The organism is Pseudomonas sp. B21-009 (genome assembly GCF_024749345.1).
GTDB lineage: Bacteria > Pseudomonadota > Gammaproteobacteria > Pseudomonadales > Pseudomonadaceae > Aquipseudomonas.
The window spans coordinates 3,946,612-3,973,333 of the sequence record NZ_CP087199.1; the positions used below are offsets into that span (position 1 = coordinate 3,946,612).

The following is a 26,722-nucleotide window of genomic DNA, read 5'->3' on the forward strand; positions in this document are numbered from 1 at the left end:
AGCATCGCGGGGCAAGCCCGCTCCTACACTTGCTGTGGGAGCGGGCTTGGCCCTACTCCGGTCCGATCAGCCTGTACCCCACCCCGGGCTCAGTCACGATGAACCGCGGCGCCGTCGGGTCATCGCCAAGCTTCTGGCGCACATGGGCGACGACGATGCGCAGGTAATGGCTGTCGTCGACATGAGTCGGCCCCCAGATGTCCTTGAGCAGTTGCTGCTGGGTAATCACCCGCCCGGGATGGCTGGCGAGCTGCGCCAGCAGTGCATATTCCTTGCGCGTCAGCGCCACCTCGACGCCGTCCAGGGTCACCTTGCGAAACGCCAGGTCGACGGTCAACGGCCCGAAGCTCAGCGCCGAGACGCTGGCCGATGCCTGCGGCGCCTGGCGCAGCAAGGCGCGTACGCGAGCGAGGAATTCCTGAATGCCAAAGGGCTTGGTGACGTAGTCGTTGGCGCCGTTGTCCAGGGCTTCGACCTTCTGGACTTCACTGGCACGCACCGACAGCACCAGCACCGGCACCGCGCTCCACTCGCGCAATTCACGCAGCACCTGCTGGCCGTCCATGTCCGGCAGGCCCAGGTCAAGCACCACCAGGTCCGGGCGCGCCAGTGCCGCCTGGGTCAGACCCTCGGCGCCGCTGCCGGCTTCCACTACCTTGTAGCCCTGGGAGCTCAGGCTGATACGCAGGAACTTGCGGATTTGCGGTTCGTCATCGATGACCAGCAGGGTCGCGCTCTGGCTCATGGGGCTTCGCTTTCAGGCTCGGGTTGGGTCGGCAGCGGCAAGCATAGAGTGATGCAGGTGCCCTTGCCATCGATACCGTCAGCGACGCGGATGTGCCCACCGTGGGCGCCGATCATGCCCTGGCAGATCGCCAGGCCCAGCCCCGTGCCCTGCCCGCCTCGATCACCACGCGCGGCGGTATAGAACATGTCGAATATCCGCTCGCGGTCGGCTTCGGGAATGCCCGGGCCTTCATCACTGACGGCACAGCACAGCAACTCGCCGTCGACGCTGACCTGCAGGTCCAGGCGGCCAGCCGCCGGCGAAAAGCGCGCGGCATTCTCCAGCACATTGATCAGCGCCTGCTCGATCAACGCCGCGTGCACGAACAACAGCGGCAGATCGGCCGGCACTTCGGTGCGCAGCTGCAACGGCGCCAGCACCACCCGCAGGCGGTTCAGGGCGCTGCCGACGATGTCGCCGGGCGCCACCCAGTCGCGCGCAAGCTTGAGGCCGCCATGGCCCAGGCGGGTCATGTCGAGCAAGTTCTGGATATAGCGATCCAGGCGCTCGGCTTCATTGCGGGTGCCTTCGAGCAGCTCCTGGCGGTCGGCCTTGGGGATCGCCTCGCCGAGGGCCAGCAGGCTGTCGATGCTGCCGCGCATGGCGGTCAGCGGCGTGCGCAGGTCGTGGGACACCGAGGCCAGCAAGGCGCTGCGCAGTTGCTCGGTTTCGCCGTGCAAACGCGCCGATTCCAGCTGCTCGGCCAAGCGCGCCCGCGCCAGGGCCTGGGCCAGCGGCTGGCTCAGGGCCTTGAGCAGGCGCCGATGCTGAGCGGTGAGTTGCTCGCCCTTGTGCGGGCGCACGCCGAGCAGCGCCAGACGCGCATCGTCCACCGACAGCGGCCACCACCACCAACGGCCGTTGGGCAAAGTATCGCTGCCCAGACCCGCGGCCTGGTCGTGCTGCCAGGCCCAGTCGGCGGCGGCACGCTCGTTGTCGCTGAACTGCAGGTTGCCGCCGCTGGCCACCTGCAGACGGCCTTCGGCGTCGCGCTCGAGCAGGCACACCTGCAGGTCCTGCCAGCCATCGAGGTGCTGGCCGGCGGCGGTGAATACCGCCTGGCGATCGGTGGCAGCGGTGAGCTTGCGCGACAGGTCGAGCAACTGGCTGGTCTGCTCCTGGGTTTCGCGCAAAGCCTGCAATTGCCGGCGCTGGCGCGCCGCCAGGTTGCCGGTAAGCGCCGCCATCAACAGGAAGAACAGCGAGGTCAGTACGTCTTCTTCACGCTGGATGCTGAAGGAGAAATTCGGCGGGATGAACAGAAAGTCATAGGCCAGAAACGACATCACTGCACAGGCCAATGCCGGGCCCAGGCTGCTGCGCACCGCCACCAGCAACACCGCCGCGAGGAACACCAGCGAAATGTTCGGCAGCGCCAGCACGCTGGCCACCGCCCAGGCCAGGCCGGTGGCCAGGACCGTGGCGGCGAAGGCCAACAGGTAATGACGCCAGACCCAGACCTTTTTCGCCGCTGCACTGGGCGGCTCGGGCTGAGTGTCGCGGTCGAGCACGTTGATTTCCAGGCCGTGGGCATCGCGCAGCAAGCGCGTCGCCACGCCAGCGCCGAACAACCGCCGGCGCAGGCGATCGCGCGACTGGCCGACCAGCACCAGGCTGGCGCGGCGTTCCAGGGCATGCTGGATCAGGGTCTTGGCCACCTCGCCGGCGCGCAGCAGCACCACTTCGCCGCCCAGCCGTTCGGCCAGTTGCTGGGCCGCCTGCAAGCGCTGGCGCGCGGTTTCGTCACGTAGCCGGCCGTTGTCGACGTGCACCAGGGTCCACGGCAGATGACGCCGCTGCGCCACCCGGCTGGCGTGACGCACCAGGCGTTCGGCCTGGGCATCGCCATCGACGCCAACCAGCAAACGCCCGCGCAAGGCCGGCGCATCCTGGCCAAGCTGGCGGTAACCGTGGGCCAGGTCGGCATCGACCTGGGCCGCAGCGGTTTGCATGGCCAGCTCGCGCAAGGCGGTCAGGTTGGTCTGGGTGAAGAATGCATCGATCGCCGCCCGCGCCTGCTCCGGCACATAGACCTTGCCCTCGCGCAGGCGCTCGAGCAGCTCGCGCGGCGGCAGGTCGATCAGCACCAGTTCGAAGGCTTCCTGCAGCACCCAGTCGGGCAGGGTTTCGCGCACCTGCACACCGGTAATGCCACGCACCTGGTCGTTGAGGCTTTCCAGGTGCTGGACGTTGACCGTGGTGTAGACGTCGATGCCGGCGGCCAGCAGTTCCTGGACATCCTGCCAGCGCTTGGCATGGCGGCTGCCGGGGGCGTTGCTGTGGGCCAGCTCGTCGACCAGCACCAGTTGCGGACGGGCCTTGAGCAGGCCGTCGAGGTCCATTTCTTCCAGCAGCATGCCGCGGTATTCGCTGCGTAGCAGCGGCTGCTGGGGCAAGCCGCCGAGCAGCGCCTCGGTCTCGGCGCGGCCATGGGTCTCGACCACCGCCGCCAGCAGCGCCACGCCCTGGCGCAGCTGGGCATGGGCGGCCTGGAGCATGGCGTAGGTCTTGCCTACCCCCGGCGCCGCCCCCAGAAATACCTTGAGCCGGCCGCGCCCTTCGCGCGGCAGCCCGGCCAACAACGCATCAGCGCGTTCGGAATTGCTCATGCTCACTGCCTGTCCTTATTTCGACGCCGGCGACAGCTGCTCAAGGGCGCTGTTCAGGGCCAGTACATTGACCACCGGCGGGCCGATCAAGGGGTGCAGGGTGGACTGCTCGACCAGTACTTGCAAGGCCTCGGGGGCAACCTTGCGCGCCGCCGCCACCCGCGGCAGCTGGTAAGCCACCGCCGCCGGCGACAGGTGCGGGTCCAGGCCGCTGCCGGAGGTGGTCAGCAAGGCCAGCGGCACCGGCCCCTGCGCTTCGATATACAACTGCGCGGCGCTGCTCTTGACCCGCTCGGCCAGCGCCGGGTTGCTCGGCGCCAGGTTGCTGGCGCTGCTCGATACCGTGGCGTAGTCACCGGCCGACGGCCGCGACTGGAACCAGGCGTCACCCTCGAAGCGTTGCGCGATCAACTGCGAGCCACGCACCTGGCCCTGGCCGTCGCGCAGCAGGCTGCCATTGGCCTGCTCGGGGAAGGCCAGCTGGGCCACCCCGGTGACCACCAGCGGGTACACCGCGCCGGTGATCAATGTCATCAACAGGATCAGGCTCAGGGCCGGACGAATAGGGGTAGTCATGGTCATCTCCTTGGTTCAGACCAGCTTCAGGGCGGTGAGCAACAGGTCGATCAGCTTGATCCCGGCGAACGGCACGATCAGCCCGCCCAGGCCATAGATCAGCAGGTTGCGACGCAGCAGGTGGGCGGCGCTGGCCGCCTGTACCCGCACCCCGCGCAGGGCCAGCGGGATCAGCACGACGATGATCAGGGCGTTGAAGACGATCGCCGAGAGGATCGCGCTTTGCGGGCTGCTCAGGTGCATCAGGTTGAGCACGCCCAGTTGCGGGTAGATCGCCGCGAACAGCGCCGGGAGGATGGCGAAGTACTTGGCCACATCGTTGGCAATCGAGAAGGTGGTCAGCGCGCCGCGGGTCACCAGCAGCTCCTTGCCGACCTGGACCACATCCAGCAGCTTGGTCGGGTCGCTGTCGAGGTCGACCATGTTGGCCGCCTCGCGCGCGGCCTGGGTGCCGTCGTTCATGGCCATGCCGACATCGGCCTGGGCCAGCGCCGGGGCGTCGTTGGCGCCGTCGCCGCACATCGCCACCAGGCGGCCGTCGTTCTGTTCCTGGCGAATGCGCGCCAGTTTCTTCTCCGGGGTGGCTTCGGCGAGCACGTCATCGACCCCGGCTTCGGCGGCAATCGCGGCGGCGGTCAGCGGGTTGTCACCGGTGACCATCACCGTGCGAATACCCAGCTTGCGCAATTCGGCAAAGCGCTCGCGGATGCCCGGCTTGACCACGTCCTTGAGGTGAATCACCCCCAGCAGGCGCTTGTCGGCGCAGACCAGCAAGGGCGTGCCGCCGCTCTGGGCGATCTTGTCCACTTCGCGGGCCAAGGGCGCGGGCATTTCCAGGCGCTGCATGGCGACGAAGGCCAGCACCGAGTCCACCGCGCCCTTGCGGTAGCGACGCTGCTGGTAGTCGATGCCGGACAGCCGGGTTTCGGCGCTGAAGACTACAGGCGTGAACTGTTCGGCGTTGGGTTCGTTGAAGTCATGCAACTGGCGCAGGTATTCGACAATCGATTTACCTTCGGCGGTGTCGTCGGCCAGCGACGCCAGCAAGGCGCCCTCGCCAAGCTCGCGGGCGGTGACGCCAGGCGCAGCATGCAGGGCGCTGCAGCGGCGGTTGCCGAAGGTGATGGTGCCGGTCTTGTCGAGCATCAGCACATGCACGTCGCCTGCCGCTTCTACCGCACGGCCGGAACGGGCGATGACGTTAAGGCGTACCAGGCGGTCCATGCCGGCGATGCCGATGGCCGACAGCAGGCCGCCGATGGTGGTCGGGATCAGCGTGACCAGCAGCGCCACCAGGAACACCAGGGGGATGCTGCCACCGGCGAAATGGGCAAACGGCTGCAGGGTCACCACAACCACCAGGAAGATCAGGGTCAGGCCGATCAGCAGAATATCCAGGGCGATTTCGTTGGGGGTCTTCTGCCGCTTGGCGCCTTCGACCAGGGCGATCATGCGGTCCAGGGTCGACTCGCCGGGGTTGCTGGTGATGCTGATCAGCAGCCAGTCGGAGACCAACCGGGTGTTGCCGGTCACCGCCGAACGATCACCGCCGGACTCGCGGATCACCGGCGCAGACTCACCGGTAATCGCCGCCTCGTTGACCGCGGCGATACCTTCGAGCACCTCGCCGTCGCCAGGGATCATCTCCCCGGCCGAGACCTTGACCACATCGCCCTTGCGCAGGCTGGTGGCCGGTACAATCTCGAAGCTGCCCGAGGCCGTCCGGCGGCGGGCACTGAGGCCCTGGCTGCCGGCCTTGAGGCTGTCGGCGCGGGCCTTGCCGCGGCCCTCGGCGAGGGCTTCGGCGAAGTTGGCAAACAGCACCGTGAACCACAGCCACAGGGCGATCTGCACCGCCACGCCAGTCGGCACGCGGCTGTCGGGCACGAAGCACAGCAAGGTAGTGAAGATTGCGGTCAGTTCCACCACCAGCATCACCGGCGAGCGCTTGAGCTGGCGCGGGTCGAGCTTGACGAAGGCCTGCACCAGCGCCGGGCGCCACAGGGCGGCAAAGGTAGTGCGCGCAGCCTCGGGGGCCTGCGCCTTTACTTCAGGAATCGGCATGTTCATCAGTTGTTCCTCACAAGCCCAGGCTCAGGTATTCGGTCACCGGCCCCAGGGCCAGGGCCGGCAGGAAGGTCAGGCCACCGACCAACAGGATGGTCACCACCAGCAAGGTGACGAACAGCGGGCCGTGGGTCGGGAAGCTGTTCTGCCCCACCGGTGCGGATTTTTTCAGTGCCAGGCTGCCAGCCAGGGCCAGCACCGGCAGGATGTAGCCGAAACGGCCAATCAGCATGCCCAGGCCGATCATCAGGTTGTGGAAGGTGGTGTTGGCACCCAGGCCGGCAAAGGCCGAACCGTTGTTGGCGCTGGCCGAGGTGTAGGCGTACAGCAACTGGCTGAAGCCGTGGGCACCGGGGTTGCTGATCGCCGCCGCAGGGCCGGGCAAACTGGCCGCCAGGGCGCCGAGCACCAGCACGCCAACCGGCATTACCAGCAGGGTCGCCACCAGCAACTGCACTTCCCGCGCCTGCAGTTTCTTGCCCAGGTATTCCGGGGTGCGGCCGATCATCAGGCCGGCGAGGAACACCGCGATCAGCACGTTGAGCAGCATGCCGTAGAGCCCGGCGCCGACGCCGCCGAAGATCACCTCGCCGACCATCATGTTGACCAGCGCGACCATGCCGCTGAGCGGGTTGAGGCTGTCGTGCATGTTGTTCACCGAGCCGTTGGAAGCGGCGGTGGTGGTCACCGTCCAGAGCACGCTGGCGGTGGTGCCGAAACGGCTTTCCTTGCCTTCGAGCGGCGCGGTCTGTTCAACCAGCGGGCTGCTCAGGTTCGGGTTGGCCTGGTACTCGCTCCACAGCGCGGTGCCGCCGCCGATCAGGAACAGCGCGAGCATGCCGGCGATGATCGCCCGGCTCTGGCGCATGTCCTTGACGTAATGGCCGAAGGTGAACACCAGGGCCACCGGAATGAGAATGATCGAGGCCACCTCGAACAGGTTGCTCCAGGCCGTCGGGTTCTCGAACGGGTGCGCCGAGTTGACGCCGAAAAAGCCACCGCCGTTGGTGCCCAGTTGCTTGATCGCGATCTGGCTGGCAGCCGGGCCCAGCGGGATGGTCTGGTCGGCGCCTTGCAGGGTCAGGGCATGAACATAATCGGCGAAGGTCTGCGGCACGCCCTGCCACACCAGCAGCAAAGCCAGCACCAGGCACAGCGGCAGCAGGCCGTAGAGCGTGGCGCGGGTCATGTCGACCCAGAAGTTGCCCAGGGTCTGCGCCGAACGACGGGCGATGCCGCGGCACAAGGCAACCAGCACGGCGAGGCCGGTGGCGGCGCTGACGAAGTTCTGCACGGTCAGGCCGAGCATCTGGCTCAGGTAACTGACCGAGGCTTCGCCGCTATAGGACTGCCAGTTGGTGTTGGTGACGAAGCTCACGGCGGTATTGAACGCCAGCGACCACTCCTGCCCCGCCAGGTGCTGCGGGTTGAGCGGCAGGTAGCCCTGTAACAGCAGTACGGCGAACACCAGCACAAAGCCTGCGAGGTTGAAGGCCAGCAAGGCCAGGGTGTACTGCTGCCAGCTCTGCTCTTTGCTGGCATCGACCCCGGCGAGCCGGTAGCAGCCACGCTCGACCGGCCCCAGCAGCGGCGACAGCCAGGTGCGCTGCCCCTCCATCACCTTGAAATAGAAACGCCCGAGCAAGGGTGCCGGGAGCAGTACCAGCGCAAAGAACGCCAGCAGCAACGCGTAATCGTAACTGTGCATGGTCGCTCCTAACCCCGATCGGCGCGCAGCAGCGCGACCAGCAGGTAGATCATCAAGGCCACTGCCAGCAGCAGTGACACCCCGTCCAGAATGCTCATGAAAACTCTCCGTCCTTACGGCACGTGCCGCTGACGGTCATTGTCGGTAGAGAGGCTGTAAAGGGGCGAGATCGAGAGCCAGGGCCGGGCATAAAGAATGCGTAAATAACGCGATGCGGCGGGGCCTGGATTGCGAGCGCTACGCGCTCGATCGCGGGGCAAGGCCCGCTCCCACCGGGGCAGTGCATAGAAATTTGTGGGAAGTTTCCTATTCCGCCCAGCGGGGCGCCAGGCTTGGATTGCCGGTGCTAGGTTGCGGGCCTCATTGCCCAAGGAGACTAAGCAATGTTTGAAATCAACACCTGGCCCCTTCACGCCCAGATCGGATTCGGCCTGGCGCCTTTCGTTATCGCGTTATCCGGCGTTGCCATCGACGTGCATATCGCCTGCTCACGACATTTTGAGGTGATGTGTGCAGCGCTACAGAACAATCGCGGGCTGGAGCAACAAATTCAGCTATGGGGACGCAGGGGCATTATGTCACGCACCCTGGTAGTTGCATCTATCAGTGGCGCGCTAGCTTGGTCGAGCATCGGTATTGGCAGGAGAGTGCTTGAAGCGCAAGAAACTCACGAGCTTCCAGCCTACCTGCAACGCCGAATGAAGGTGTCTTGCTGGCTGACCGTAGCAGGAGGCATCTGGTTGATGCTGGGTGCTGGCTTGGTACAGCTGGGGAAGTACTAGAGAGCTCAGCGTCGCCTGGATAGCGAGCGCTGCGCGCTCGATCGCGGGGCAAGGCCCGCTCCCACAGAAGGCCCGCCCCTACAGGACTTTCCACTGCGCTGGCTGCTGGTAACCGGCAACCCAGCCGATCACCTGCTCGGCCGGCATGGGCCTTGCGATGCAGTAGCCCTGGGCGATGTCGCAACCCAGGCCCATCAGCAGTTGGCCATGCTCTACCGTCTCCAGGCCTTCGGCGATTACCTGGCGGCCAAAGGCGCGGGCCAGGCCGATGACGGCGCGGGTCAGGGCCAGGTCGTCGTGGTCGTGGAGGATGTCGCGCACGAACGATTTGTCGATCTTGATGGTCCGCGTCGGCAGGCGCTTGAGGTAGCTCAGCGACGAATAGCCGGTGCCGAAATCATCCAGGGAGAACTGCACGCCCAAACGCTGGCAGGCCTCCAGGCACTGGCTGACGCGCTGGATGTTTTCGATCGCCACCGACTCGACGATCTCCAGGTCGAGCATCGCCGGCGCCACGTCCGGATGACGCCCGAGCAGCAACTGCAGGCGCTCGACAAAGTCGTCACGCTGCACATGGCGGGCAGCGATGTTGACGCTGACCGGCCACTGATGGTCCAGCGCCTGCCAGCTTTGCATCTGGCTCATGGCCTGGTCGATCACCCACTCGCCAATCTCGACGATCAAGTCGGTCTGTTCGACTTGCGGCAGAAAATCGCCGGGCAGCACCAGGCCCTTGCCCGGGTGCTGCCAGCGCAGCAGCGCCTCGAAGCCGATCACCACGCCGCTGTGCATGTTGACCTTGGGTTGGTAATGCAGGCACAGCTCACCCTGGTGCAAGGCCTGGCGCAGGCGCGCCACGGTCTGGTGGGTGGCCTTGACCTCCTGGTCCAGCGACACGTCGAACAGGTGAAAGCGGTTGCGCCCGCTCTGCTTGGCCACGTACAGGGCCTGGTCGGCGTGGCGCACCAGGGTGTCGGTGTCTTCGTTGTCCTGGGGGAACAGGGTCACGCCGATGCTGGCGCTGACGCGAATCTCCTGCTCGCGAATCCGGTATGGCGCGGCGATCGCGGTCAGCACCCGGTCGAGCGCCGCCTGCAAGTGGGTGGGGTCTTGCACGTGGCGCAGAATCAGCACGAACTCGTCGCCCGACAAGCGCGCCACGGCATCGCCGCCACGCAGGATGCCCTTGAGCCGGGTGGCCACTTCGACCAGCAGCAGATCGCCGCTGGCATGCCCGTAGCCATCGTTGACCGCCTTGAAGCCGTCCAGGTCGAGCATGCACACCGCCAGCGGAATGTCCTCGTTGCGCGAGAACTCCAGGGCCTGGTTAAGCAGGTCGGACAAGTAGGCGCGATTGGGCAGGCCGGTGAGCACGTCGTGGCCGACCCGCCATTGCAGGGTATGCAGCAGCTGGCGTTTTTCAGTGACGTCGAAGCGGATCGAAACGTACTTGCGCACCTTGCCCGTGGCCGGGTCGATCAACGGCACCATGGTGCTGTCGACCCAGTACAGCGAACCGTCCTTGGCGCGGTTGCAGATCTCGCCCTTCCACACCCGCCCGGCAACCAGCGCGCGCCACATGCCGATGAAAAACTCCGGCCCGTGCAGGCCGGAGTTGAGGATCCGGTGGTTGGCGCCCAGCAGTTCCTCGCGGCTGTAGCCGGAGATGCTGCAGAACTGCTCGTTGACGTAGGTGATCCGGCCGCTCAGGTCGGTTTCGGAAAAGATCGCGGCGGCATCGACTGCCGCGCGGTAGTTATCGTCCATGAATTCCTCTGCACCCTGGTGGCTAGCGATTGAAACGCTCGACCAGGGCCCGCAGGCCCGAAGAAATGCTTTCCAGTTCAGCGCCGCGGCTGGCTGCAGCATTGGCGTTGAGCGCGGTGGCCTGCACGGTGCTGGCAACCTTGTTGATCTGCTCGGACACGTCTTCGGCCACCGAGGATTGCTCTTGCGAGGCGGCGGCCATCTGCTGGCTCATGTCGCTGATGCGCTCGACCGCGGCGCGAATACCCTGCAAGGCGCGCTGCGCTTCCAGCACCTGGGCCACGCCCTGCTCGGCCTCGTTGATACCGAGGCTGGCGATGCTCACCGCCTCGTCGGCGCCGCTGCGCAGGTTCTCGATGATGCCCTGGATCTGCACGGTCGAGTGCCGGGTCTTGGCCGCCAAGGCGCGAACCTCATCGGCGACCACGGCAAAGCCACGGCCCTGCTCGCCGGCGCGGGCCGCTTCGATGGCGGCGTTGAGCGCCAGCAGGTTGGTCTGTTCGGCAATCGCGCGAATCACTTCAGCGGCGAGCATGATGTCCTGGGTCTGCCCGGCCAGGTGGGTGACCGCCTGGTTGATCTGGCTGACGGTAGTGGCCAGCAACTGGATGGCCTCGCGACTGGTGCCGGCGACCTGGCTGCCCTGCTCGGCCAACTGGTTGGCGGTCTGCGCCTGCACGGCGGTCTGCTGCACATGCTCGGCCACCTCGCCGATGGAGGCGGCCATTTCAGTCATGGCGGTGGCGGTCATGTCGGTTTCGCCGCGCTGTTCCAGCAGCGCCGTTTCAGTGTTGCGCGACAAACGGCTGGAGTCGCTGGCGGCTTCGGCCATTTGTGTGGCCAGGTCGCTCAGGCGGGTGAGCGCGGTTTTCAGCCGCGCTTCTTCGCTGATCAAAATCATCTGCAACTGCGCCGCCGGGCCCAGTAGGTCGCTGTAGGTCAGGGCGCTGATCTGGTCGGCAAAGGTGTGCGTCGAACACCCGACGATCTGCCCCAACTGACGGCCCAGGCGGCCATGGGCCCACAGGCCGAGCAGCGCGAACAGGCCCAGGGTGATCCCCTGGCCCGGCCATCCCGGCAGCACCTGGTTGGCTGCCACCGCCAGCGCGCCTGCGGCCAGGGGCAGGCTCATCACCTGGCCAAGCTGGGCCAGCCGGCGCCCGCTCGCCACTGCCGGCTTGCCCTCGCGCAAGCGTGCATACAGTGCTTCGGCACGGCGCACCTGCTCGCGAGTGGGCTTGACCCGCACCGACTCATAGCCGACCAGGCGGCCGTCCTCGAGAATCGGCGTGACATAGGCGCTGACCCAATAGAAGTTGCCGTTCTTGCAGCGGTTCTTGACGATGCCCATCCAGCTCTGGCCGGCCTTGAGGTACTGCCACATCAGGGCAAACACCGCTGGCGGCATGTCCGGATGGCGCACCAGGTTGTGCGGGCTACCGATCAGCTCGGCCTGGCTGAACCCGCTCATGGCGGCGAATTCGGCGTTGCAGTAGGTAATATTGCTGGCAGTGTCGGTGGCGGAAATAAGCCGTTGATCCTCGCCGAAAGTCTGTTCGACCGAGGTAACCGGCATGTTGAGACGCACGATAAAACTCCATTTGCAGGGGTCTGCCAGGTTGTCCTGCGCAGCGCCCAAACCATTCGTCCGACACCGAGATCAGCCTTCTACCGGGGTGCTTTGCTGAATAGTCTCAGCTGGGTCAGCGCGGTTGAAACTCGATGGCTTTTGACCTGTCCAAACGATCAATTCTACGAATTACATCACATTATGCAAACAAAGGTGATGAATTGTGGCGTTGCCTCTTGCCGATAGATATCGTTAAGTTCTTGATTCTAAATGGGAATTAAGCGATGACAATTTCAAGTTTGGGTTCGGCCATCAGACGTTACCGCAAGGTAGCCGGGCTCACTCAGGCTGAACTTGGCGAGAAAACCGGTTTTGACCCCAAGACCATCAGTCGCTTCGAAACCGGCACCTACACTCCCAGCGTGGAAGCCCTGTCGAGCTTTTCCGAAGTGCTGGGGATCAAACTCAAAGCCTTCTTCGCCGAAGAGAACGACGAAGACGAGCAGCGTGCCTACCTCTTCGGCGTCATTCACAAAACGCCCTCCCAAGACCTGGGAAAGCTGATCGCAGCGGTAGACCTGGCCTTGTCCAAGCCTTAGTGGCGGCAACCCCGAAAAGCGGCAGGTCGACCCTGCCGCTTTTTTTTGCCTGGCTATTGCACCGCAACTGGTCAGACCGGTAAAGCCAATTCTTGCCCGCTCAGCCGAAAACCCCTTGCAAACCCAAAAAAATCGCGCCTACACTGCCCACGCACTGGACATACCGGTAAGACCACAATAATTAAGTCCTCCGCTCTTTCGCCCGCCGTGGCATCGAAGCAGGGACACCGACCAGAGATCCCTCCCATGCTCAAATGGTGCTCGCGTTCGATCTTCCTCCAAGTGGTGTTGGGCCTTGTGCTAGGCATAGCCTGCGGCCTGAGCTTTCCTGAAGTTTCCCTGCAACTCAAACCCCTCGGTGACGGCTTCATCAAGCTGATCAAGATGTTGATCGGGCTGATCGTGTTCTGCGTGGTGGTCAGCGGCATCTCCGGTGCTGGCGACCTGAAGAAGGTCGGGCGCATCGGCCTGAAATCGGTGATCTACTTCGAAATCCTGACCACCATCGCCCTGGTGATCGGCCTGGTGTTCGCCTTTACCTCGGGCATTGGCAGCGGCGCCAACATTCATCTGGACCAACTGGCCAGCAGCGAAGCCAGCAACCTGGCCGAACGCGGCCAGCACATCCATGGCACTGCAGCGTTCCTCATGGACCTGATCCCGACCTCGGTGGTCGGCGCCTTTGCCGACAACAACATCCTCCAGGTCCTGCTGTTTTCAGTGCTGTTCGGCAGCGCCCTGAACCTGGTCGGTGAAGCGGCCTCGGGCATTTCGCGGCTGATCAACGAACTGAGCCACATCATTTTCCGCATCATGGGCATGATCGTGCGCCTGGCGCCGATCGGCGTGTTCGGTGCCATCGCCTTCACCACCAGCAAGTACGGCCTGGAATCGCTGCAGCACCTGGGCGGCCTGGTGGCCTTGTTCTACCTGACCTGCACCGGTTTCGTGCTGTTGATCCTGGGCACCGTGATGCGCCTGTCGGGGCTGAAGATCCTGCCGTTCATCAAGTACCTGCGCGAAGAGCTGACCATCGTCCTCGGCACCGCTTCTTCCGACGCCGTGCTGCCACAGATCATGCGCAAGCTCGAGCACCTGGGCATCGGCAGCTCGACGGTGGGCCTGGTGATTCCTACCGGTTACTCGTTCAACCTCGACGGCTTCTCGATCTACCTGACCCTGGCCATCGTCTTCATTGCCAACGCCACCGGCACGCCGCTGGCGATGACCGACCTGCTGACCATCCTGCTGGTGTCGCTGATTACCTCCAAGGGCGCCCACGGTATTCCGGGTTCGGCGCTGGTGATCCTTGCCGCGACCCTCACCGCGATTCCGGCGATCCCGGTGGTCGGCCTGGTGCTGGTGCTGGCGGTGGACTGGTTCATGGGCATCGGCCGGGCGCTGACCAACCTGATCGGCAACTGCGTGGCCACCGTGGCCATCGGCCGCTGGGAAGGCGATATCGACATGGAACGGGCCAACAATGTGCTGTCGGGCAAACAGGGCTTCGGCTTTGCCCAGCGCAAAACCCCCAACGCCCATCAACAAGAGTTCTGAGCAACAGGGCCGGCAGCAAAACTGCCGGCCACAGGAGCAAACCATGCAAGTGTTCTCATGGAGTGACCAATGATTACTTCATCAACCGTCGTCAACTCAGTGGTGGAAAAACTCCGCCAGGCCCTGGCCCGCGGCCAGTGGCGCTCCGGCGACATGCTGCCGGGCCAGCGCGAACTGGCCGAGCAACTGGGCATCAGCCGGCCAAGCCTGCGCGAAGCGGTGACCGTGCTGGAAACCCTCGGCCTGGTGCGCTCGATGCCGGGCAAGGGCGTGCTGGTGCTGGACGCTGATGCGGCGCAAAGCACCTCGCCCCAAAGTGGCGTCGCCGAGGCCAGCCTCGAGGATGTGCTGCAACTGCGCTACACCCTCGAGCCGTTTATCGTCGGCCTGGTGGCGCAGTCGATCAGCAGCAAGGAAATCGGTCAGTTGCGCCTGACCCTGATGGACATGCGCGAAGCCCTCGAGGCCGAAGACAGCGAAGCCGGGGTCAACGCCTACATCGCCTTTCACGAAGAGCTGTTCACCCTGACCGCCAACCCGATCTTCCAGAGCGTGGTGCAGCAGACCAGCAACGCCCTCAAGCAAAGCGCCGCAGTGCTGCGCAACTCGCCCGAGCACCTGGCGGCGCGGCTTGAGGAAAACGAAGCGGTGGTGCGCGCCATCCGCAACAAGAACAGCGCCCAGGCCAGCGCGCAGATGCGCCACCATATCCTTCAGGAAGGCCGGCGCATGGGCATCGAACTGAACATCCCGGACGATCATCCGGGCAACTGACCCCAGGAGTGCGACCATGAACGCCAGCGCCCACGCCCATGACACCGCCCTGCCCTCGTTGCTTGCCCAAGGTGAGCGCAGGTTGTCGGCCGAGCAGATCTACCCACGGCTGTTCGATGCCATCCTCGAGCAGCGCCTGGCTCCTGGCAGCGCCCTGACCGAGCAAGCCCTGGGCGATGCTTTCGGGGTTAGCCGCACGGTGATCCGGCGGGTGCTCGGGCGTTTGTCGGACCAACAGGTGATCGTCCAGCGCCCGAGCCACACCGCACGCCTGGCTGCGCCCGACCCGCAGCATGCACGGCAGATCCTCAGCGCCCGGCGCCTGGCCGAAACCACCCTGATCAGCCTCGCGGCCAAGCGCGCACGGCCGGCCAAGATCCGCCAGTTGCGCGAACTGGTGGCCCGCGAGCGCCAGCACCATGAACAGGGCCAGCGCTGCACGGCGATCCGCCTGGGCGGCGAGTTTCACCTCAAACTTGCGGACATGGCCGACAACCTGCCGCTGGCGCGTTTTCTCAACGGCCTGGTACCGCAGACTTCGCTGATCATTGCCCAGTACGAAGCACGACCATGCAGCCATTGCGCCTGGCAGGAGCATGCGGCGATCATCGATGCGCTGGAGAACGGCGATGGCGAGGCGGCGCTGGCATTGATGCATGAGCATCTGGACCATATCGAGGCCAAGCTCGACCTGGAGGATTGACCGAAGGGCCTCATCGCCGGCAACGCCGGCTCCCACAATAGTGGCATGCACCGAACCTGTGGGAGCTGGCCTTGCCAGCGATCGAGTGCGAAGCGCTCGCCTACCAGGCGACAGTTATAGCCTGCCCGCTTTACCATGACGTCAATCGCCTTGGAGGGCACCCTGATGACACCTGCGCCGCACATGACACCGCAGCAGCGCCAGCAAGTGCGCGCAGCAATGTCCGATGCCTTCGTCGACACCCACGTCGAATACCTGTGGATCGCCCGCCACCTGGTGGGTTTTGACCGCGAGCTGCTCAAGGAAATCTTCTACAGCGAAGTCGCCCCCGCCTGCTACGGCAACATCATGACGCCGGTACCGCCGGTCTGGACCGGTTTCGACGAAACCTGGCTGCAGGAGGAGATCGAAGAAACCCTCCAGGCACGCCGCGACAGCTGGTGGCGGCGCCATATCGACCGCCTGTTGAACGCCACCTGGGTGTGGTTTTTCTACAAGGAGATCTGGGCCGACATCCTCCTCGCCCTGGACGAGGCCGAGGCCGAACAGCAGCGCGAGTGACGGCACCTATACTCAGGTAACCACACCATTCGAGCTTGCCTGACCACAGGGGGGCTGCGCTTTGATTCCGCGTTCCCCGCTCATCGCCCTGCTGCTCGCCGTGCTCCTGGCGCTGGGCGGCTGCGGCTCACGGCAAAAGGTCAGCGAGCCGCCGCCCATCCCGGTCAATGCGGCGACCTGGCAACAGATCGACCGCGACATCATCGACGCTTCGCTGGCGGTCACCAGTTCAGTCAACGACTATGCCCGGCGCTCCATGCGGGTCTGGAAAGACCGCGTGCAGCAGTACACCGAAAGCGAGTTCATCCCCTGGTTCACCGGCTACTGGACCCAGCAATGGCTGACCATGAAAGTGGCCTGGTACAAAATGAACAGTGGCGACGGCAGCGAAACCCCGGAAAAGCGCCTGGCCCAGTACCTGCAGGAGCAGTACCACGAACGGGTGCTGGACCCGGTGGCCAAGGAGATCGACCCCGAGGCCATTCGCGACCGGGCCATGGAGCTGTATATCCAGCTGCTTGGCCAGCAACTGCAGCAGATTGCCCAACGCTACCGGGCGCCGCCGGAGCAGTTCAACCTGCACCTGACGCGAATCCAGGCCATCGGCCTCGCCCCCCCGGCCAACAACAATGCCTCGCTCCATCAATTGCTGTTCAGCAAGCCGCTGGAACAGCAACCCGCCTACGCCGCACTGGTCAAACGCCTGCACAGCGCCGTGCGCGCCGGCACCCAGCGCGCCGACATCGGCCTGTCATCGGTCGCCCGGCAAGCCAGTGAAAAGCTCGGCGCCACCCTGGCGCCACGGGGCATCGCCAGCGCCGTGGCGGCAGCCGTCGGGCGTGCGGCGGGCACGGTGATTTCCCTGGCGGCCACCGGCATCGGGGTGATGACCCACAACCGCGAACAACCGGCGATGATCGAGCAACTGCGGGTGATCCTCAACGTCGCGCTGAACGAGGAATGGCGGGAATTGATGGAGAACCGCAAGACCGGCGCCATGGCCGGGGTCTACTACCTGTCGGGGGAGATAGAAGACAGCCTGCTGGCCGCCGAAGGCCCCGAGCGCGAGCCGCAGCCCGCAGCCCAGGTGATCACCCTGCCGGCCCAATAAACGCGCGGCTTATGCGGCGACGCGGTTGTCGGGCTGGGCCTGGGCCGAGGTCGGCAGGCCGAAGATGCGGTCAAACAGCCAGTTGTAGATGAAGGTGTAGCACGGGATCAGGATGATGAACGCCAGGTCGACGACAAAGGCCTCCAGCAGGCTCATGTCCAGCCACCAGGCAATCAGCGGAATCAAGTACACCACCAGGGTCAGCTGAAAACCGATGGCATGCGCCAGCCGCCGGCCAACACTGCGCCCACGCTTGGCCTGGCGGCTTTCCCAGTACTCGAACAGGGTGTTGTAGATGAAGTTCCAGGCCATGGCGATGGTGGTGATCATCACCGCCAGCGGCCCGGTATTGCTCGGCGCGCTGTCGGCCAGGTAGGCCAGGCCCAGGGTCGACATGCACAGTCCGATCAGTTCATAGGCGGTCACGTAGACCAGTTTGCGTTTGACACCTTGCACGTTGCTAACCTCGGTTTTGCCGTAAAACGTCGCCCTCTTGGGCAACTGAGGCGGGCAAGCATGCGTCAATCTTATTGACAGCCAAAGTCAGCAGCTATCAGATTATCTGACAGGAGATTGCCATGAACTTTTCCAGCGACAACATCGAACTGTTTCTCGCCGTACTCGACCGCGGCTCGTTTTCCGCTGCCGCCCGGGCTTTGGGCCGGGTGCCGTCGGCGGTGAGCATGGCCATCGGCAACCTGGAAGCGGAACTGGGCTTCAGCCTGTTCGAACGCACCCACCGGGAAACCCGCCCCACCGCCATGGCCCAGGCCCTGGAGCCGCACGCACGGATGATCGCCAACCAGCTGGGGCAATTGCAGGTGCATGCCCTGGAGCTGTCCCAGGGGCTGGAAAGCACCTTGAGCATCAGCGTGGTGCCGGACATCGACCACACCCGCCTGCTGGCGGCGATCAGAACCCTCAGCGAGCGCCACCCGTTGCTGAATGTCGAGGTGCTGAGCGCACCGCAGGAAGATGCCCTGCAACTGCTGCACGACGGCCGCGTCAGCCTGTGCCTGGCCTTCGCCGGGCTGTCGGTGGACGCCCGCCAGCGTTTTCAGAACATCGGCATGGAGTCGCTGGTGGCCTGTATCGGCCCGCAGCACCCGGCCCTGCAACAGCGCCCCCGGCAAATCGTTTACCTCGAAGACCTGGCCAACGTCCGGCAGATCCTGGTGGCCAGCCGCGACCTGCCCCTGAGCGACACCCGCGCGCTGATCGGCAAGGCGTACTGGCGCACCGACAGCCTGGCCATGGCCATCGAAATGGTCGAAGCCGGCCTTGGCTGGGGCGACTTTCCGTTGTCGCGGGTAGCACCGTTGCTCGGCGCCGGGCGCCTGGTGCGCCTGGACTTCAGCAACACCCGCAACGAGTTGCAGTTGCCGGTGCATGCCTTCTGGCGCCAGCACCAGCCACTGCAAAAAGCTGCCCAGGCGCTGGTGCGTTTATTGGGCGTGCAATAAAGCGCCCGGCTGAAACACGCACGCCAGAGCAGGCAGTAGGAAAATCCTGTCAGCCCCTGCGGCAAAAACTCCTATCAATTTTTCAGTTTTGCGGCCGATACCCGTCTGGATAGGTACGAGCACACGCCAAAAGCGCCGCTCGGCACTCCTCTTTACTGGCACAAGGTCTCGGAACATGAACCTGAAATTTCGCCACAAGATCCTGCTGTGCGCCTGCGGCGTCGTGGTTCTGGCATTTGCACTGTTCACCCTTTACAACGATTACCTGCAACGCAACACCATCAAACAGAACATCGACTCGTCGGTCAAACAGGCCGGTGCACTGGCTGCCAGTAGTGTGCAGAACTGGATGAGCGGGCGCATTCTGGTCCTGGAAAACCTCGCCCAGGACGTCGCCCAGCAAGGCGCCAACGCCGACCTGCCGGGCCTGGTCGACCAGCCTTCGTACACCAATAACTTCCAGTTCACCTACGTTGGCCAGGCCAACGGCGTGTTCACCCAGCGCCCGGACGCGAAAATGCCTGACGGCTACGACCCGCGCCAGCGCCCGTGGTACACCGCGGCCGTCGCTGCCAACCAGACCATGCTGACCCCGCCATACATGGCTGCGGTCGGCGGCTTGGTGGTGACCATCGGCATGCCGGTGAAAAGCAAAACCAGCGGCGAGCTGCTCGGCGTGGTCGGTGGCGACCTGAGCCTGGCGACCCTGGTGGACATCATCAACGCCGTGGACTTCGGCGGTATCGGCCATGCATTTCTGGTCGACCGTAACGGCCAGGTGATCGTCAGCCCGGACAAAGACCAGGTGATGAAGAACCTCAAGGACATCTACCCGGGCAGCAACCTGCATATCGCCCCGGGCACCCACGAGGTCACCCTGAACAAACAGGAGCGGATCATCTCCTTCGCCCCGATCAGCGGCCTGCCGACCGCTGACTGGTACATCGGCCTGTCGATCGATCGCGACAAAGCCTACGCCGGCCTGAGCCAGTTCCGTACCTCGGCCATTATCGCCATGCTCATTGCCGTGGCCACCATCGCCGGCCTGCTGAGCCTGCTGATCCCGGTGCTGATGCGTCCGCTGACCACCATGGGCCGCGCCATGCAGGACATCGCCCAGGGCGAAGGCGACCTGACCCGCCGCCTGGTCGTCGAGAACAAGGACGAGTTCGGTGAACTGGCCGGCGCCTTCAACCAGTTCGTCGAGCGTATCCATGCCTCGATTGCCGAAGTGTCCTCGGCCACTCGCCAGGTCCACGACCTGTCCGAGCGCGTGATGAGCGCTTCCAACGCCTCGATCATCGGCTCCGAAGAGCAAAGCATGCGCACCAACAGCGTGGCCGCGGCGATCAACGAGCTGGGCGCAGCCACCCAGGAAATCGCCCGCAACGCCGCCGATGCCTCGCAACACGCCAGCGGCGCCAGCGAGCAGGCCAACGACGGTCGTCAGGTGGTGCAGGAAACCATTTCGGCGATGACCTCGCTGTCGCAGAAGATCAGCGAATCGTGCGAGCAGATCGAAACCCTCAACGCCAGCACCGACGACATCGGCCAGATCCTCGACGTGATCAAGGGCATCTCCCAGCAGACCAACCTGCTGGCGCTCAACGCCGCCATCGAAGCGGCCCGTGCCGGTGAAGCCGGGCGTGGTTTTGCCGTGGTGGCCGACGAGGTCCGCAACCTGGCCCACCGCACCCAGGAGTCGGCCGAAGAGATCCACAAGATGATCACCACCCTGCAGGTCGGTTCGCGCGAGGCGGTGCACAACATGAACGCCAGCCAGGTCTCCAGCGAAGAAAGCGTGATGGTTGCCAACCAGGCCGGCGAGCGCCTGAGCAGCGTGACCCAGCGCATCGGCGAGATCGACGGCATGAACCAGTCGGTGGCCGCCGCGACCGAAGAGCAGACCGCCGTGGTGGAAAGCCTGAACCTGGATATCACCCAGATCAACGTGCTCAACCAGCAAGGCGTGGCCAACCTCAATGACACCCTGCGTCATTGCGATGCCCTGGCCCAACAGGCCGGGCGCCTCAAGCAACTGGTCGACAGCTTCAAGATCTGACCGCTGTGAAAAACAAAAGGGGCCGCTTGCGGCCCCTTTTTTCATCCTCTCGCGCTACACCGCAAGCACCTGCTTGGCCCGCCCCAGGCGCAGCCAGCCGATCAAAACCGCCAGCATCAGCACAAAACCCAGGTAACCGAAGAACGGATAGACCTGGCCGACCAGGCTGATAAAGCCGATCAGGCTGCAGACAAACGCCGCCACCCCCGCCGCCACCGAACCCAGGCGAAAACTGCGGGTGCCGGCCGGCAACAGCCGCGCCAGAAACGAATACAGCGTGCCCACGGCGGTGTTGACGATCATGCCGAAGATGATCACGCACATGATCACGCCCAGTGCCGGGGAGATTTCGCTGGCAATCGACAGCATCGGCATCGGCAGCTCGGCCACGCTGTCCAGGCGCGACAACAGCCCGGCGCTCATCACCAGCATCAGCCCACCCAACGCCGCGCCGCCAAGAATCCCGCCCCAGATCGCGGTTTTCTCCAGGCGCGCAGAACCTCCGAGAATCGCCAGGATCGGCGCTCCGGCAACGATGTTGTACGACACATACAGGAACGCACCGAGCAGCCAATGGCGGGTGCCCGCCTCTTGCTGGCTGGCCACCTGGTCAAGCTGGGCAAAGCTCAGCTCGCGGGTAAATACCGCGTACAAGGCAATCGCCGTGGCGACCAGGATCAGGAACGGCGTCACCGCACCGATCAGCAGAATCACCTTCTGCACATCCAGGCACACCACCGCCACCACCAGCACCGTCACCAGCACACTGCCGGCCAGCGCCGGAATGGCGAACTGTTGCTCGAGCAAGGCCCCACCGCCGGCAAGCATCACCACAGTGACGGCGAACATGAAAAAGGTGATCAGCAAATCGACGAACAAGCCCAGGTAACGCCCGCAGATGGCGTACACCACGTCCTTGTGCGAGGCCGCCTGCAAGCGATTGCCGAGCCTTGCCAGGGCCATGCCGAGAAAGGTGAACAACGCCGCACTGACCAGCGCCCCAAGCAGGCCCCAGAGGCCGAAGTCGACAAAGAACAGCAACAGCTCCCGCCCCGAGGCGAACCCTGCGCCGACGATCACGCCGATAAAGGCGCCTGCAATTTTCAGCTGCTCTTTCATTTTCAGCCCTCTGGTATCGATGGCCCTGCGGGGCCTTTGTTGTTGTTTTTATCCAGTGTTGCCGTGCTGACTCAGTCGTTGCCGAGCCAGGCCTGCACTTCGATCTCGACATCCACGCCCAGGGCCAGACCGGCGCTGACGGTGGAACGCACCGGGTAGCCGTTGGCGAAGAAGCCTTTGTAGACCTCGTTGAAACCGGCGAAATGAGCCATGTCGGACAGCCACACGGTGGCCTTCACCACCTGGTCGAAACCGACGCCGCACTCGGCCAGGGTTTCACCGATACGCTCAAGCGCCGCCCGGGTCTGAACCTGAATGTCGCCGCGCACCACTTCACCGTCGGCGTGCAGGGGGATCTGCCCGGAAAGAAACACAAAACCGCCGACCTTGACCGCTTTGGAAAACGGATATGGCAGGTGGCTGGGGATACGCTCGATAGTCGAACTCATGGGAAATCTCCTTCGGGAATTAACGAAAACGCGCCGGGGACAAGCGTTGCGGCTCGACCCCTTCGGCGCTCAGGGTTGCCGGTAACGGTTGCTCAAGCAACAGCGCACAGGCCAGTTGCGAAGCGCCAGCGGCGGACTGGATACCATAACCGCCTTGCGCCGCCAGCCAGAAAAACGCCGGGTTGTGCGGATCGCGGCCAATCACCAGGTCGCCATCGGCAACGAACGATCGCAGCCCGGCCCAGCTATGACTGGGGCGGCGAATCGCCAGGGTGGTGATGGCCTCGATGTTGTAGATACCGATGGCGACGTCGAGCTCTTCGGGCATCACGTCCTGGGGCTCGACCGGGTCGGCGTTGGCCGGTGAGCCGAGCAACTGCCCGGCATCGGGTTTGAAATAAAAGCTCTCATCGACGCCGATCACTGCCGGCCAGCGGCTGAAGGCCTGGTCTGGCGGGCCGTCGAAGGTAAAGGCAGAGCGCCGGCACGGCTGCAGGCCGACCGGCTGTACGCCGCAGACCGCCGCGATGTGATCGGCCCAAGCGCCAGCGGCGTTGACCAACTGGCGCGCCTGAATGCAGCTGCCGTCGGCCATCACGAGCTGCCAGTAACCGTCGTGGTAACTGCCCTCGACCACCTCGGCATTGCAGTGCAAGTGCCCGCCGGCCTGGCGGTAACCGCGCAAGAAGCCCTGGTGCAGCGCGTGTACATCCAGGTCCATGGCGCCGGGTTCGAGTACCGCGCCGGTCACCACCTCGGCGCGCAGGCTCGGCACCAGCGCCAGCGCCCCGTCGCGGTCGAGCAAGGTCACTTCGGTACCGTTGGCCTGGCTCTGTGCATAGGTGCTGTCGAGCAGCGCCTGTTGCTCCAGGGTCGCCACATACAGACAACCCCGCGGTTCGAGCAGTGCATGCTCGCAGAAGCCCGGCGGCGGCGACTCATAAAAGGCCCTGCTGGCGCGGGTCAGCGCCTGGATCTGCGGGGTGCCATAGGCCTCCATGAACATCGCCGCCGAGCGCCCGGTGGAGTGGTAGCCGGCCTGGGCTTCGCGTTCAAGCATCAGCACTTGGCGCCCTGGCGCCAGCCGATAGCCCAATGAAGCACCGGCAATACCGGCGCCGATGATCACGATGTCGAAGGTCTGTGTCATAGCCATGCAATCACCTGCGAGATGAAATTATCATTTGTGAGAATTCTAATATCTGAGAATTTCGGATTATGCAAGCGCTCACGGTAAGATGCGCATCCGTTTTACCTGACCGAGATGCTTGATGAGTGCCGACCGCTCCCCTGCCGACACCCGCCCTGGCGCGCTGCCGCTGATTGACCGCGCCGAAGTCGGCGCGCGCCTGCGCAGCGTGCGCAAGGCCCAGCAACTGACGCTCAAGCAACTCTCGGCGCTGTCCGGGGTACCGGTCTCGACCCTGTCGAAAATGGAACTGGCGCAGGTCTCGGTGAGCTACGAAAAACTCGCGGCGGCGGCGCGGGCATTGCAGGTGGATATCGCCCAGCTGTTTCGCGCTTCAGGCGTGAGCGATGTACCAGTGCCGACCACCGTAGTGGTCAACTCCCTGCCCAGCGCCCCCGGCTACAGCACCGGCACCTACGACTACCACCCGATTGCCGGCGAATTCCCACAGCGCCTGATGACCCCGATGTACGCCCGGATCATCGCCCGCGAGCGGCAACAGTTCGACGAATTCATCCGCCACCCCGGGCAGGAATTTGCCCTGGTGCTGAGCGGGCGGGTGCGCATCGTATTCGAGACCGGTGAGGCGGTGAGTATCGGCCCGCAGGAGACAGCCTACTTCAACAGCAATGTCGGGCATATTTATCTTTCCGAGACGGAAGATGGTGGGGATGCGCATGTGATGGTGGTGATGACGGATCGGTAAAAGCGTTGTCTGTAACACCGCATCGCGGGTCAAGTCGAGACGTCGCACCGCCGCTCCCACAGCGCTACGCGCTCAACAAGAGCGAAGCGAATTGTGCTCTTGATCTTGATCTGCCGCCCCGTTAACCAGAAGGGCCGAGTGCAGGTGTTGCGAAGGGGCGAGTGCGCAGCACCTTCGGCGTTAGCCGAAGTTGCGAAACGTAGAGTTGCTTGCAACTCGTAGTTCGCAATGCCCCGTAGCGACACCGTAGCGAGGGAACCCGAAGCGCAGCGTAGGGCCCCTGGTGGGGCGAGAATTTTTGCTTACTTTTTTTTCGACTAAAAAAAGTAAGCCGCCGTAAGGGCGGAAAGGTGACTAAGCCACACCCTGGCAAATGGATGGTGCAAACCCTCCCGAAGCTCGACCCAGTTATAACCTAATAACGAACAAGTCTATTTGGCTATAAAAAAACCTTTATGCTGGCTGCCATCCGATCACGGGCACGTTGGGCGTTTAGGTTACTTATGGATGTAGGTTCTTTCGGTTTCACCATTGCAGGCCTGGTAGTTGGATTCATCGTCGGCATGACCGGCGTCGGCGGCGGCTCGCTGATGACCCCGATCCTGCTGTGGTTCGGCATCAACCCCGCCACCGCCGTAGGTACCGACCTGCTCTACGCCGCCATCACCAAAGCCAGCGGCGTCTGGGTCCACGGCAAAAACAACAATATCGACTGGAAAATCACCGGCTGGCTGACCCTTGGCAGCGTCCCGGCCGCCGCCCTGACCCTGTGGTTCCTCGCCAGCCTCGATGCCGACACCCAGGCCGCCAACGCCATTATCAAGCAAGGCCTGGCCGTGGTCCTGGTGCTCACCGCCCTGGCCATCCTGTTCAAAAGCAAACTCCAGGCCTTCGCCAGCAAACACGCCGGCGACCGCTACCACCTGAGCGGCACCAGCCTCAACCTGCTGACCGTAGTCACCGGCGTGGTGCTCGGCGTCATGGTCTCGCTGACCTCGATCGGTGCCGGCGCCCTGGGCACCGTGGCGCTGTTTCTGCTCTATCCGTACCTGGTCACCCGCCGCCTGGTCGGCACCGAAATCGCCCACGCCGTGCCCCTGACCCTGGTCGCAGGTCTCGGCCATGCGAGCATGGGCAACATGGACTGGTCGCTGCTCGGCTACCTGCTGCTCGGCTCGCTGCCGGGCATCTACATGGGCAGCCACCTGACCGGGCGAATTTCCGACAGCATCCTGCGCCCGTGCCTGGCGGGCATGCTGCTGATGATTGGCTACAAGCTGGCGTTCTGATCAAGGCTTTCAGGCAACACCAATCCCTGTGGAAGCCGGCCTTGCCGGCGATGGGCTACGCAGTAGCCCCAGGGTCAATCCTGCGTACGCCACAGCACCGGCCACTTGTCTGGCCAGTTCCCAGTGCAACTGCCCATGCGTGACAGCGAGCGCGGTCGCATGCGCTCCCCGTCAAAACGCCAGCTCTGTTCCATGCCGCAATCGCCAATGCCCCGCGCCAGGATGAAACTGCTGAGCACCCCGGAGTCCGGGTCATAGCCCACCGAACCGCCAAAGTCGCCCCACTGCTCCTGCGCCGCAATCTTCTCCAGTTGCAGCGCCTTCGCCTGCTCGGGATGCGCCCGCGAAGTGGTGTACAGCGCGTACTCGCAGTTGTAGGCACCGCAGCCGAAACGAAAGCTCACCAGCGCCGTGTCCTTGCTCAAGGCATAGGCCTGGGCACTGTCCGGGGTCCAGTCCGCGTCGGGGTCGCGCCAGTCGTTTGCGGTGGCAGTCATGACCACCTCGCTGATGCGCCTGGCCTCTGCTTCACCCATCGGCTCGGGGCGTACGAATGGCGCCAGCTTGGGCAGTACTGGCGCAGAAGGCACGGCGCTATCCGGCGCATCCCCTGTGCGCACCAAGGCGCTGCGATGCCCTGCCCGCCCCTGCACCGAATCGATCAGCAACAACGAAGCCGTCAGGCCGTTCAGAGAGCTGCCAAGCTCACCATCATTGCTCTGCGAGGTCAGGCGCGCGCCGTTGCGCAATGCCTTGAGCAGGGCCATGGCCTGCTCGCCGCTGGCGCGCCAGAACACCACGCCGTCCTCCTGAGCCTCGCTCAAGGGTAGTGCCAGCGGCTGGCCATCGAGCTGCAACGGCGCCTCCAGCGAGCTGTTGCTGAAGATCGTCACCTGCAGTTGGCCATCGAGGCCGGCCCCGCGCATTACCTGGATGCCCAGCGGCATGTCCGCCCGGGTATCGGCCGCCAGCGCCGTGCACTGGCGGGTATTGTCACAGCCCACCACCCAGTCCTTGAGGGGCTGGTACAGCGGTACCGGTTCTGCCGCCGCAGCGTGGGCAGCACCGGGCAAGGCCAGCAAGGTGAAAAAAGCGGCGTGCAACGGTGCGCTCATGATGAATTCCGTTTCAGGTAAACGGCGCATTCTAACGCTGGGCATCCTGAAAGTACTGCTTCAGGGTAATGATGCTGAGTTCACCAGCGGCTGGCTGATTAGACAACCGGCTTGCCAAAAACATATGGAAATCCGTATATTCGAATTTCCATATGTAAA

24 protein-coding genes and 2 pseudogenes are annotated in these 26,722 nt (G+C 64.3%); 12 read left to right on the plus strand and 14 right to left on the minus strand.

What is annotated here, in order from left to right; translation table 11 throughout:
* Positions 1-52: 52 nt before the first annotated feature.
* Genes LOY34_RS18100 through kdpF form a run of 6 tightly spaced genes read right to left on the minus strand, consistent with a single transcriptional unit; the run spans position 53 to position 7,845 of the window.
* The gene (locus LOY34_RS18100; RefSeq protein ID WP_195884656.1) at positions 53-745 is read right to left on the minus strand and encodes a response regulator; all 693 of its coding nucleotides are present in this window, start codon (positions 743-745) and stop codon (positions 53-55) included.
* Positions 742-3,396, minus strand: a complete 2,655-nt coding sequence (locus LOY34_RS18105) for a sensor histidine kinase KdpD (protein ID WP_093380958.1) — start codon at positions 3,394-3,396, stop codon at positions 742-744. Before LOY34_RS18105 ends, LOY34_RS18100 begins: the two co-directional genes overlap by 4 nt.
* A 15-nt stretch (positions 3,397-3,411) precedes the next feature.
* Positions 3,412-3,972, minus strand: coding sequence for a potassium-transporting ATPase subunit KdpC (kdpC, locus tag LOY34_RS18110; RefSeq protein ID WP_195884657.1), 561 nt, complete (start codon positions 3,970-3,972; stop codon positions 3,412-3,414).
* A gap of 15 nt (positions 3,973-3,987) precedes the next feature.
* Positions 3,988-6,042, minus strand: a complete 2,055-nt coding sequence (gene kdpB, locus LOY34_RS18115; RefSeq protein WP_195884658.1) for a potassium-transporting ATPase subunit KdpB — start codon at positions 6,040-6,042, stop codon at positions 3,988-3,990.
* A gap of 10 nt (positions 6,043-6,052) precedes the next feature.
* A complete protein-coding gene (gene kdpA / locus LOY34_RS18120; protein ID WP_045194798.1) occupies positions 6,053-7,747 on the minus strand; it encodes a potassium-transporting ATPase subunit KdpA in 1,695 nt (564 codons plus the stop codon).
* An 8-nt stretch (positions 7,748-7,755) separates the two neighbouring features.
* A complete protein-coding gene (gene kdpF / locus LOY34_RS18125; protein WP_036996387.1) occupies positions 7,756-7,845 on the minus strand; it encodes a K(+)-transporting ATPase subunit F in 90 nt (29 codons plus the stop codon).
* Between the two features lie 285 nt (positions 7,846-8,130).
* Between kdpF and LOY34_RS18130 the strand changes: the two genes are divergently transcribed.
* Positions 8,131-8,529: a hypothetical protein gene (locus LOY34_RS18130; RefSeq protein ID WP_045194799.1), complete on the plus strand. Its 399-nt coding sequence runs from the start codon at positions 8,131-8,133 to the stop codon at positions 8,527-8,529.
* 78 nt (positions 8,530-8,607) lie between these two features.
* Here LOY34_RS18130 and LOY34_RS18135 read toward each other — a convergent pair whose 3' ends face one another.
* The 3 genes and pseudogenes from LOY34_RS18135 to LOY34_RS27555 form a co-directional block, all read right to left on the minus strand.
* Positions 8,608-10,296: a bifunctional diguanylate cyclase/phosphodiesterase gene (locus LOY34_RS18135; protein ID WP_045194801.1), complete on the minus strand. Its 1,689-nt coding sequence runs from the start codon at positions 10,294-10,296 to the stop codon at positions 8,608-8,610.
* A 22-nt stretch (positions 10,297-10,318) separates the two neighbouring features.
* Positions 10,319-11,428: a methyl-accepting chemotaxis protein gene (locus tag LOY34_RS18140; protein WP_371128675.1), complete on the minus strand. Its 1,110-nt coding sequence runs from the start codon at positions 11,426-11,428 to the stop codon at positions 10,319-10,321.
* 174 nt (positions 11,429-11,602) lie between these two features.
* Positions 11,603-11,872: pseudogene (locus LOY34_RS27555) on the minus strand (PAS domain-containing protein); the annotation flags it as partial.
* Between the two features lie 278 nt (positions 11,873-12,150).
* Between LOY34_RS27555 and LOY34_RS18145 the strand changes: the two are divergent.
* The 6 genes from LOY34_RS18145 to LOY34_RS18170 all read left to right on the plus strand — a co-directional run bounded on the left by LOY34_RS18145 (position 12,151) and on the right by LOY34_RS18170 (position 17,171).
* The gene (locus LOY34_RS18145; RefSeq protein ID WP_045194806.1) at positions 12,151-12,465 is read left to right on the plus strand and encodes a helix-turn-helix domain-containing protein; all 315 of its coding nucleotides are present in this window, start codon (positions 12,151-12,153) and stop codon (positions 12,463-12,465) included.
* Positions 12,466-12,711: 246 nt separating this feature from the next.
* On the plus strand, positions 12,712-14,022 hold the full coding sequence (locus LOY34_RS18150; protein ID WP_038994418.1) for a C4-dicarboxylate transporter DctA: 1,311 nt from the start codon (positions 12,712-12,714) through the stop codon (positions 14,020-14,022).
* A 69-nt stretch (positions 14,023-14,091) separates the two neighbouring features.
* A complete protein-coding gene (locus LOY34_RS18155; RefSeq protein ID WP_045194809.1) occupies positions 14,092-14,796 on the plus strand; it encodes a FadR/GntR family transcriptional regulator in 705 nt (234 codons plus the stop codon).
* Between the two features lie 16 nt (positions 14,797-14,812).
* The gene (locus LOY34_RS18160) at positions 14,813-15,499 is read left to right on the plus strand and encodes a GntR family transcriptional regulator (RefSeq protein WP_195884660.1); all 687 of its coding nucleotides are present in this window, start codon (positions 14,813-14,815) and stop codon (positions 15,497-15,499) included.
* A gap of 135 nt (positions 15,500-15,634) precedes the next feature.
* The gene (locus tag LOY34_RS18165; protein ID WP_258663793.1) at positions 15,635-16,060 is read left to right on the plus strand and encodes a hypothetical protein; all 426 of its coding nucleotides are present in this window, start codon (positions 15,635-15,637) and stop codon (positions 16,058-16,060) included.
* Between the two features lie 64 nt (positions 16,061-16,124).
* On the plus strand, positions 16,125-17,171 hold the full coding sequence (locus tag LOY34_RS18170) for a hypothetical protein (protein WP_195886028.1): 1,047 nt from the start codon (positions 16,125-16,127) through the stop codon (positions 17,169-17,171).
* Between the two features lie 9 nt (positions 17,172-17,180).
* Here LOY34_RS18170 and LOY34_RS18175 read toward each other — a convergent pair whose 3' ends face one another.
* Positions 17,181-17,627: a PACE efflux transporter gene (locus LOY34_RS18175; RefSeq protein ID WP_045194813.1), complete on the minus strand. Its 447-nt coding sequence runs from the start codon at positions 17,625-17,627 to the stop codon at positions 17,181-17,183.
* 122 nt (positions 17,628-17,749) lie between these two features.
* Here LOY34_RS18175 and LOY34_RS18180 point away from each other — a divergent pair, with 122 nt between their 5' ends.
* The 3 genes and pseudogenes from LOY34_RS18180 to LOY34_RS27565 all read left to right on the plus strand — a co-directional run bounded on the left by LOY34_RS18180 (position 17,750) and on the right by LOY34_RS27565 (position 20,696).
* Positions 17,750-18,634 (plus strand): LysR family transcriptional regulator, encoded by an 885-nt coding sequence (locus tag LOY34_RS18180; protein ID WP_195884662.1) that lies wholly within the window; start codon positions 17,750-17,752, stop codon positions 18,632-18,634.
* A gap of 175 nt (positions 18,635-18,809) precedes the next feature.
* Positions 18,810-19,793 (plus strand): annotated as a pseudogene (locus LOY34_RS27560) (cache domain-containing protein); the annotation flags it as partial.
* A 162-nt stretch (positions 19,794-19,955) separates the two neighbouring features.
* Positions 19,956-20,696, plus strand: coding sequence for a methyl-accepting chemotaxis protein (locus LOY34_RS27565; protein ID WP_408980598.1), 741 nt, complete (start codon positions 19,956-19,958; stop codon positions 20,694-20,696).
* A gap of 54 nt (positions 20,697-20,750) precedes the next feature.
* Here the strand turns inward: LOY34_RS27565 and LOY34_RS18190 are convergent, their stop codons facing one another.
* The 3 genes from LOY34_RS18190 to LOY34_RS18200 form a co-directional block, all read right to left on the minus strand.
* Positions 20,751-21,815 carry a hypothetical protein gene (locus LOY34_RS18190; protein WP_093380939.1) on the minus strand — a complete coding sequence of 355 codons (1,065 nt, stop codon included), beginning with the start codon at positions 21,813-21,815 and terminating at the stop codon, positions 20,751-20,753.
* 71 nt (positions 21,816-21,886) lie between these two features.
* Positions 21,887-22,264, minus strand: a complete 378-nt coding sequence (locus LOY34_RS18195) for a RidA family protein (protein WP_195884663.1) — start codon at positions 22,262-22,264, stop codon at positions 21,887-21,889.
* A gap of 19 nt (positions 22,265-22,283) precedes the next feature.
* Positions 22,284-23,414 (minus strand): FAD-binding oxidoreductase, encoded by a 1,131-nt coding sequence (locus LOY34_RS18200; RefSeq protein WP_195886029.1) that lies wholly within the window; start codon positions 23,412-23,414, stop codon positions 22,284-22,286.
* Between the two features lie 121 nt (positions 23,415-23,535).
* On the opposite strand from LOY34_RS18200, the gene LOY34_RS18205 reads away from it, so the two are divergent.
* Positions 23,536-24,159 (plus strand): helix-turn-helix domain-containing protein, encoded by a 624-nt coding sequence (locus LOY34_RS18205; RefSeq protein ID WP_045194826.1) that lies wholly within the window; start codon positions 23,536-23,538, stop codon positions 24,157-24,159.
* A gap of 503 nt (positions 24,160-24,662) precedes the next feature.
* On the plus strand, positions 24,663-25,448 hold the full coding sequence (locus LOY34_RS18210; RefSeq protein WP_045194827.1) for a sulfite exporter TauE/SafE family protein: 786 nt from the start codon (positions 24,663-24,665) through the stop codon (positions 25,446-25,448).
* Between the two features lie 74 nt (positions 25,449-25,522).
* Here the strand turns inward: LOY34_RS18210 and LOY34_RS18215 are convergent, their stop codons facing one another.
* On the minus strand, positions 25,523-26,563 hold the full coding sequence (locus LOY34_RS18215) for a DUF1176 domain-containing protein (RefSeq protein ID WP_195884664.1): 1,041 nt from the start codon (positions 26,561-26,563) through the stop codon (positions 25,523-25,525).
* Positions 26,564-26,722 lie beyond the last annotated feature (159 nt).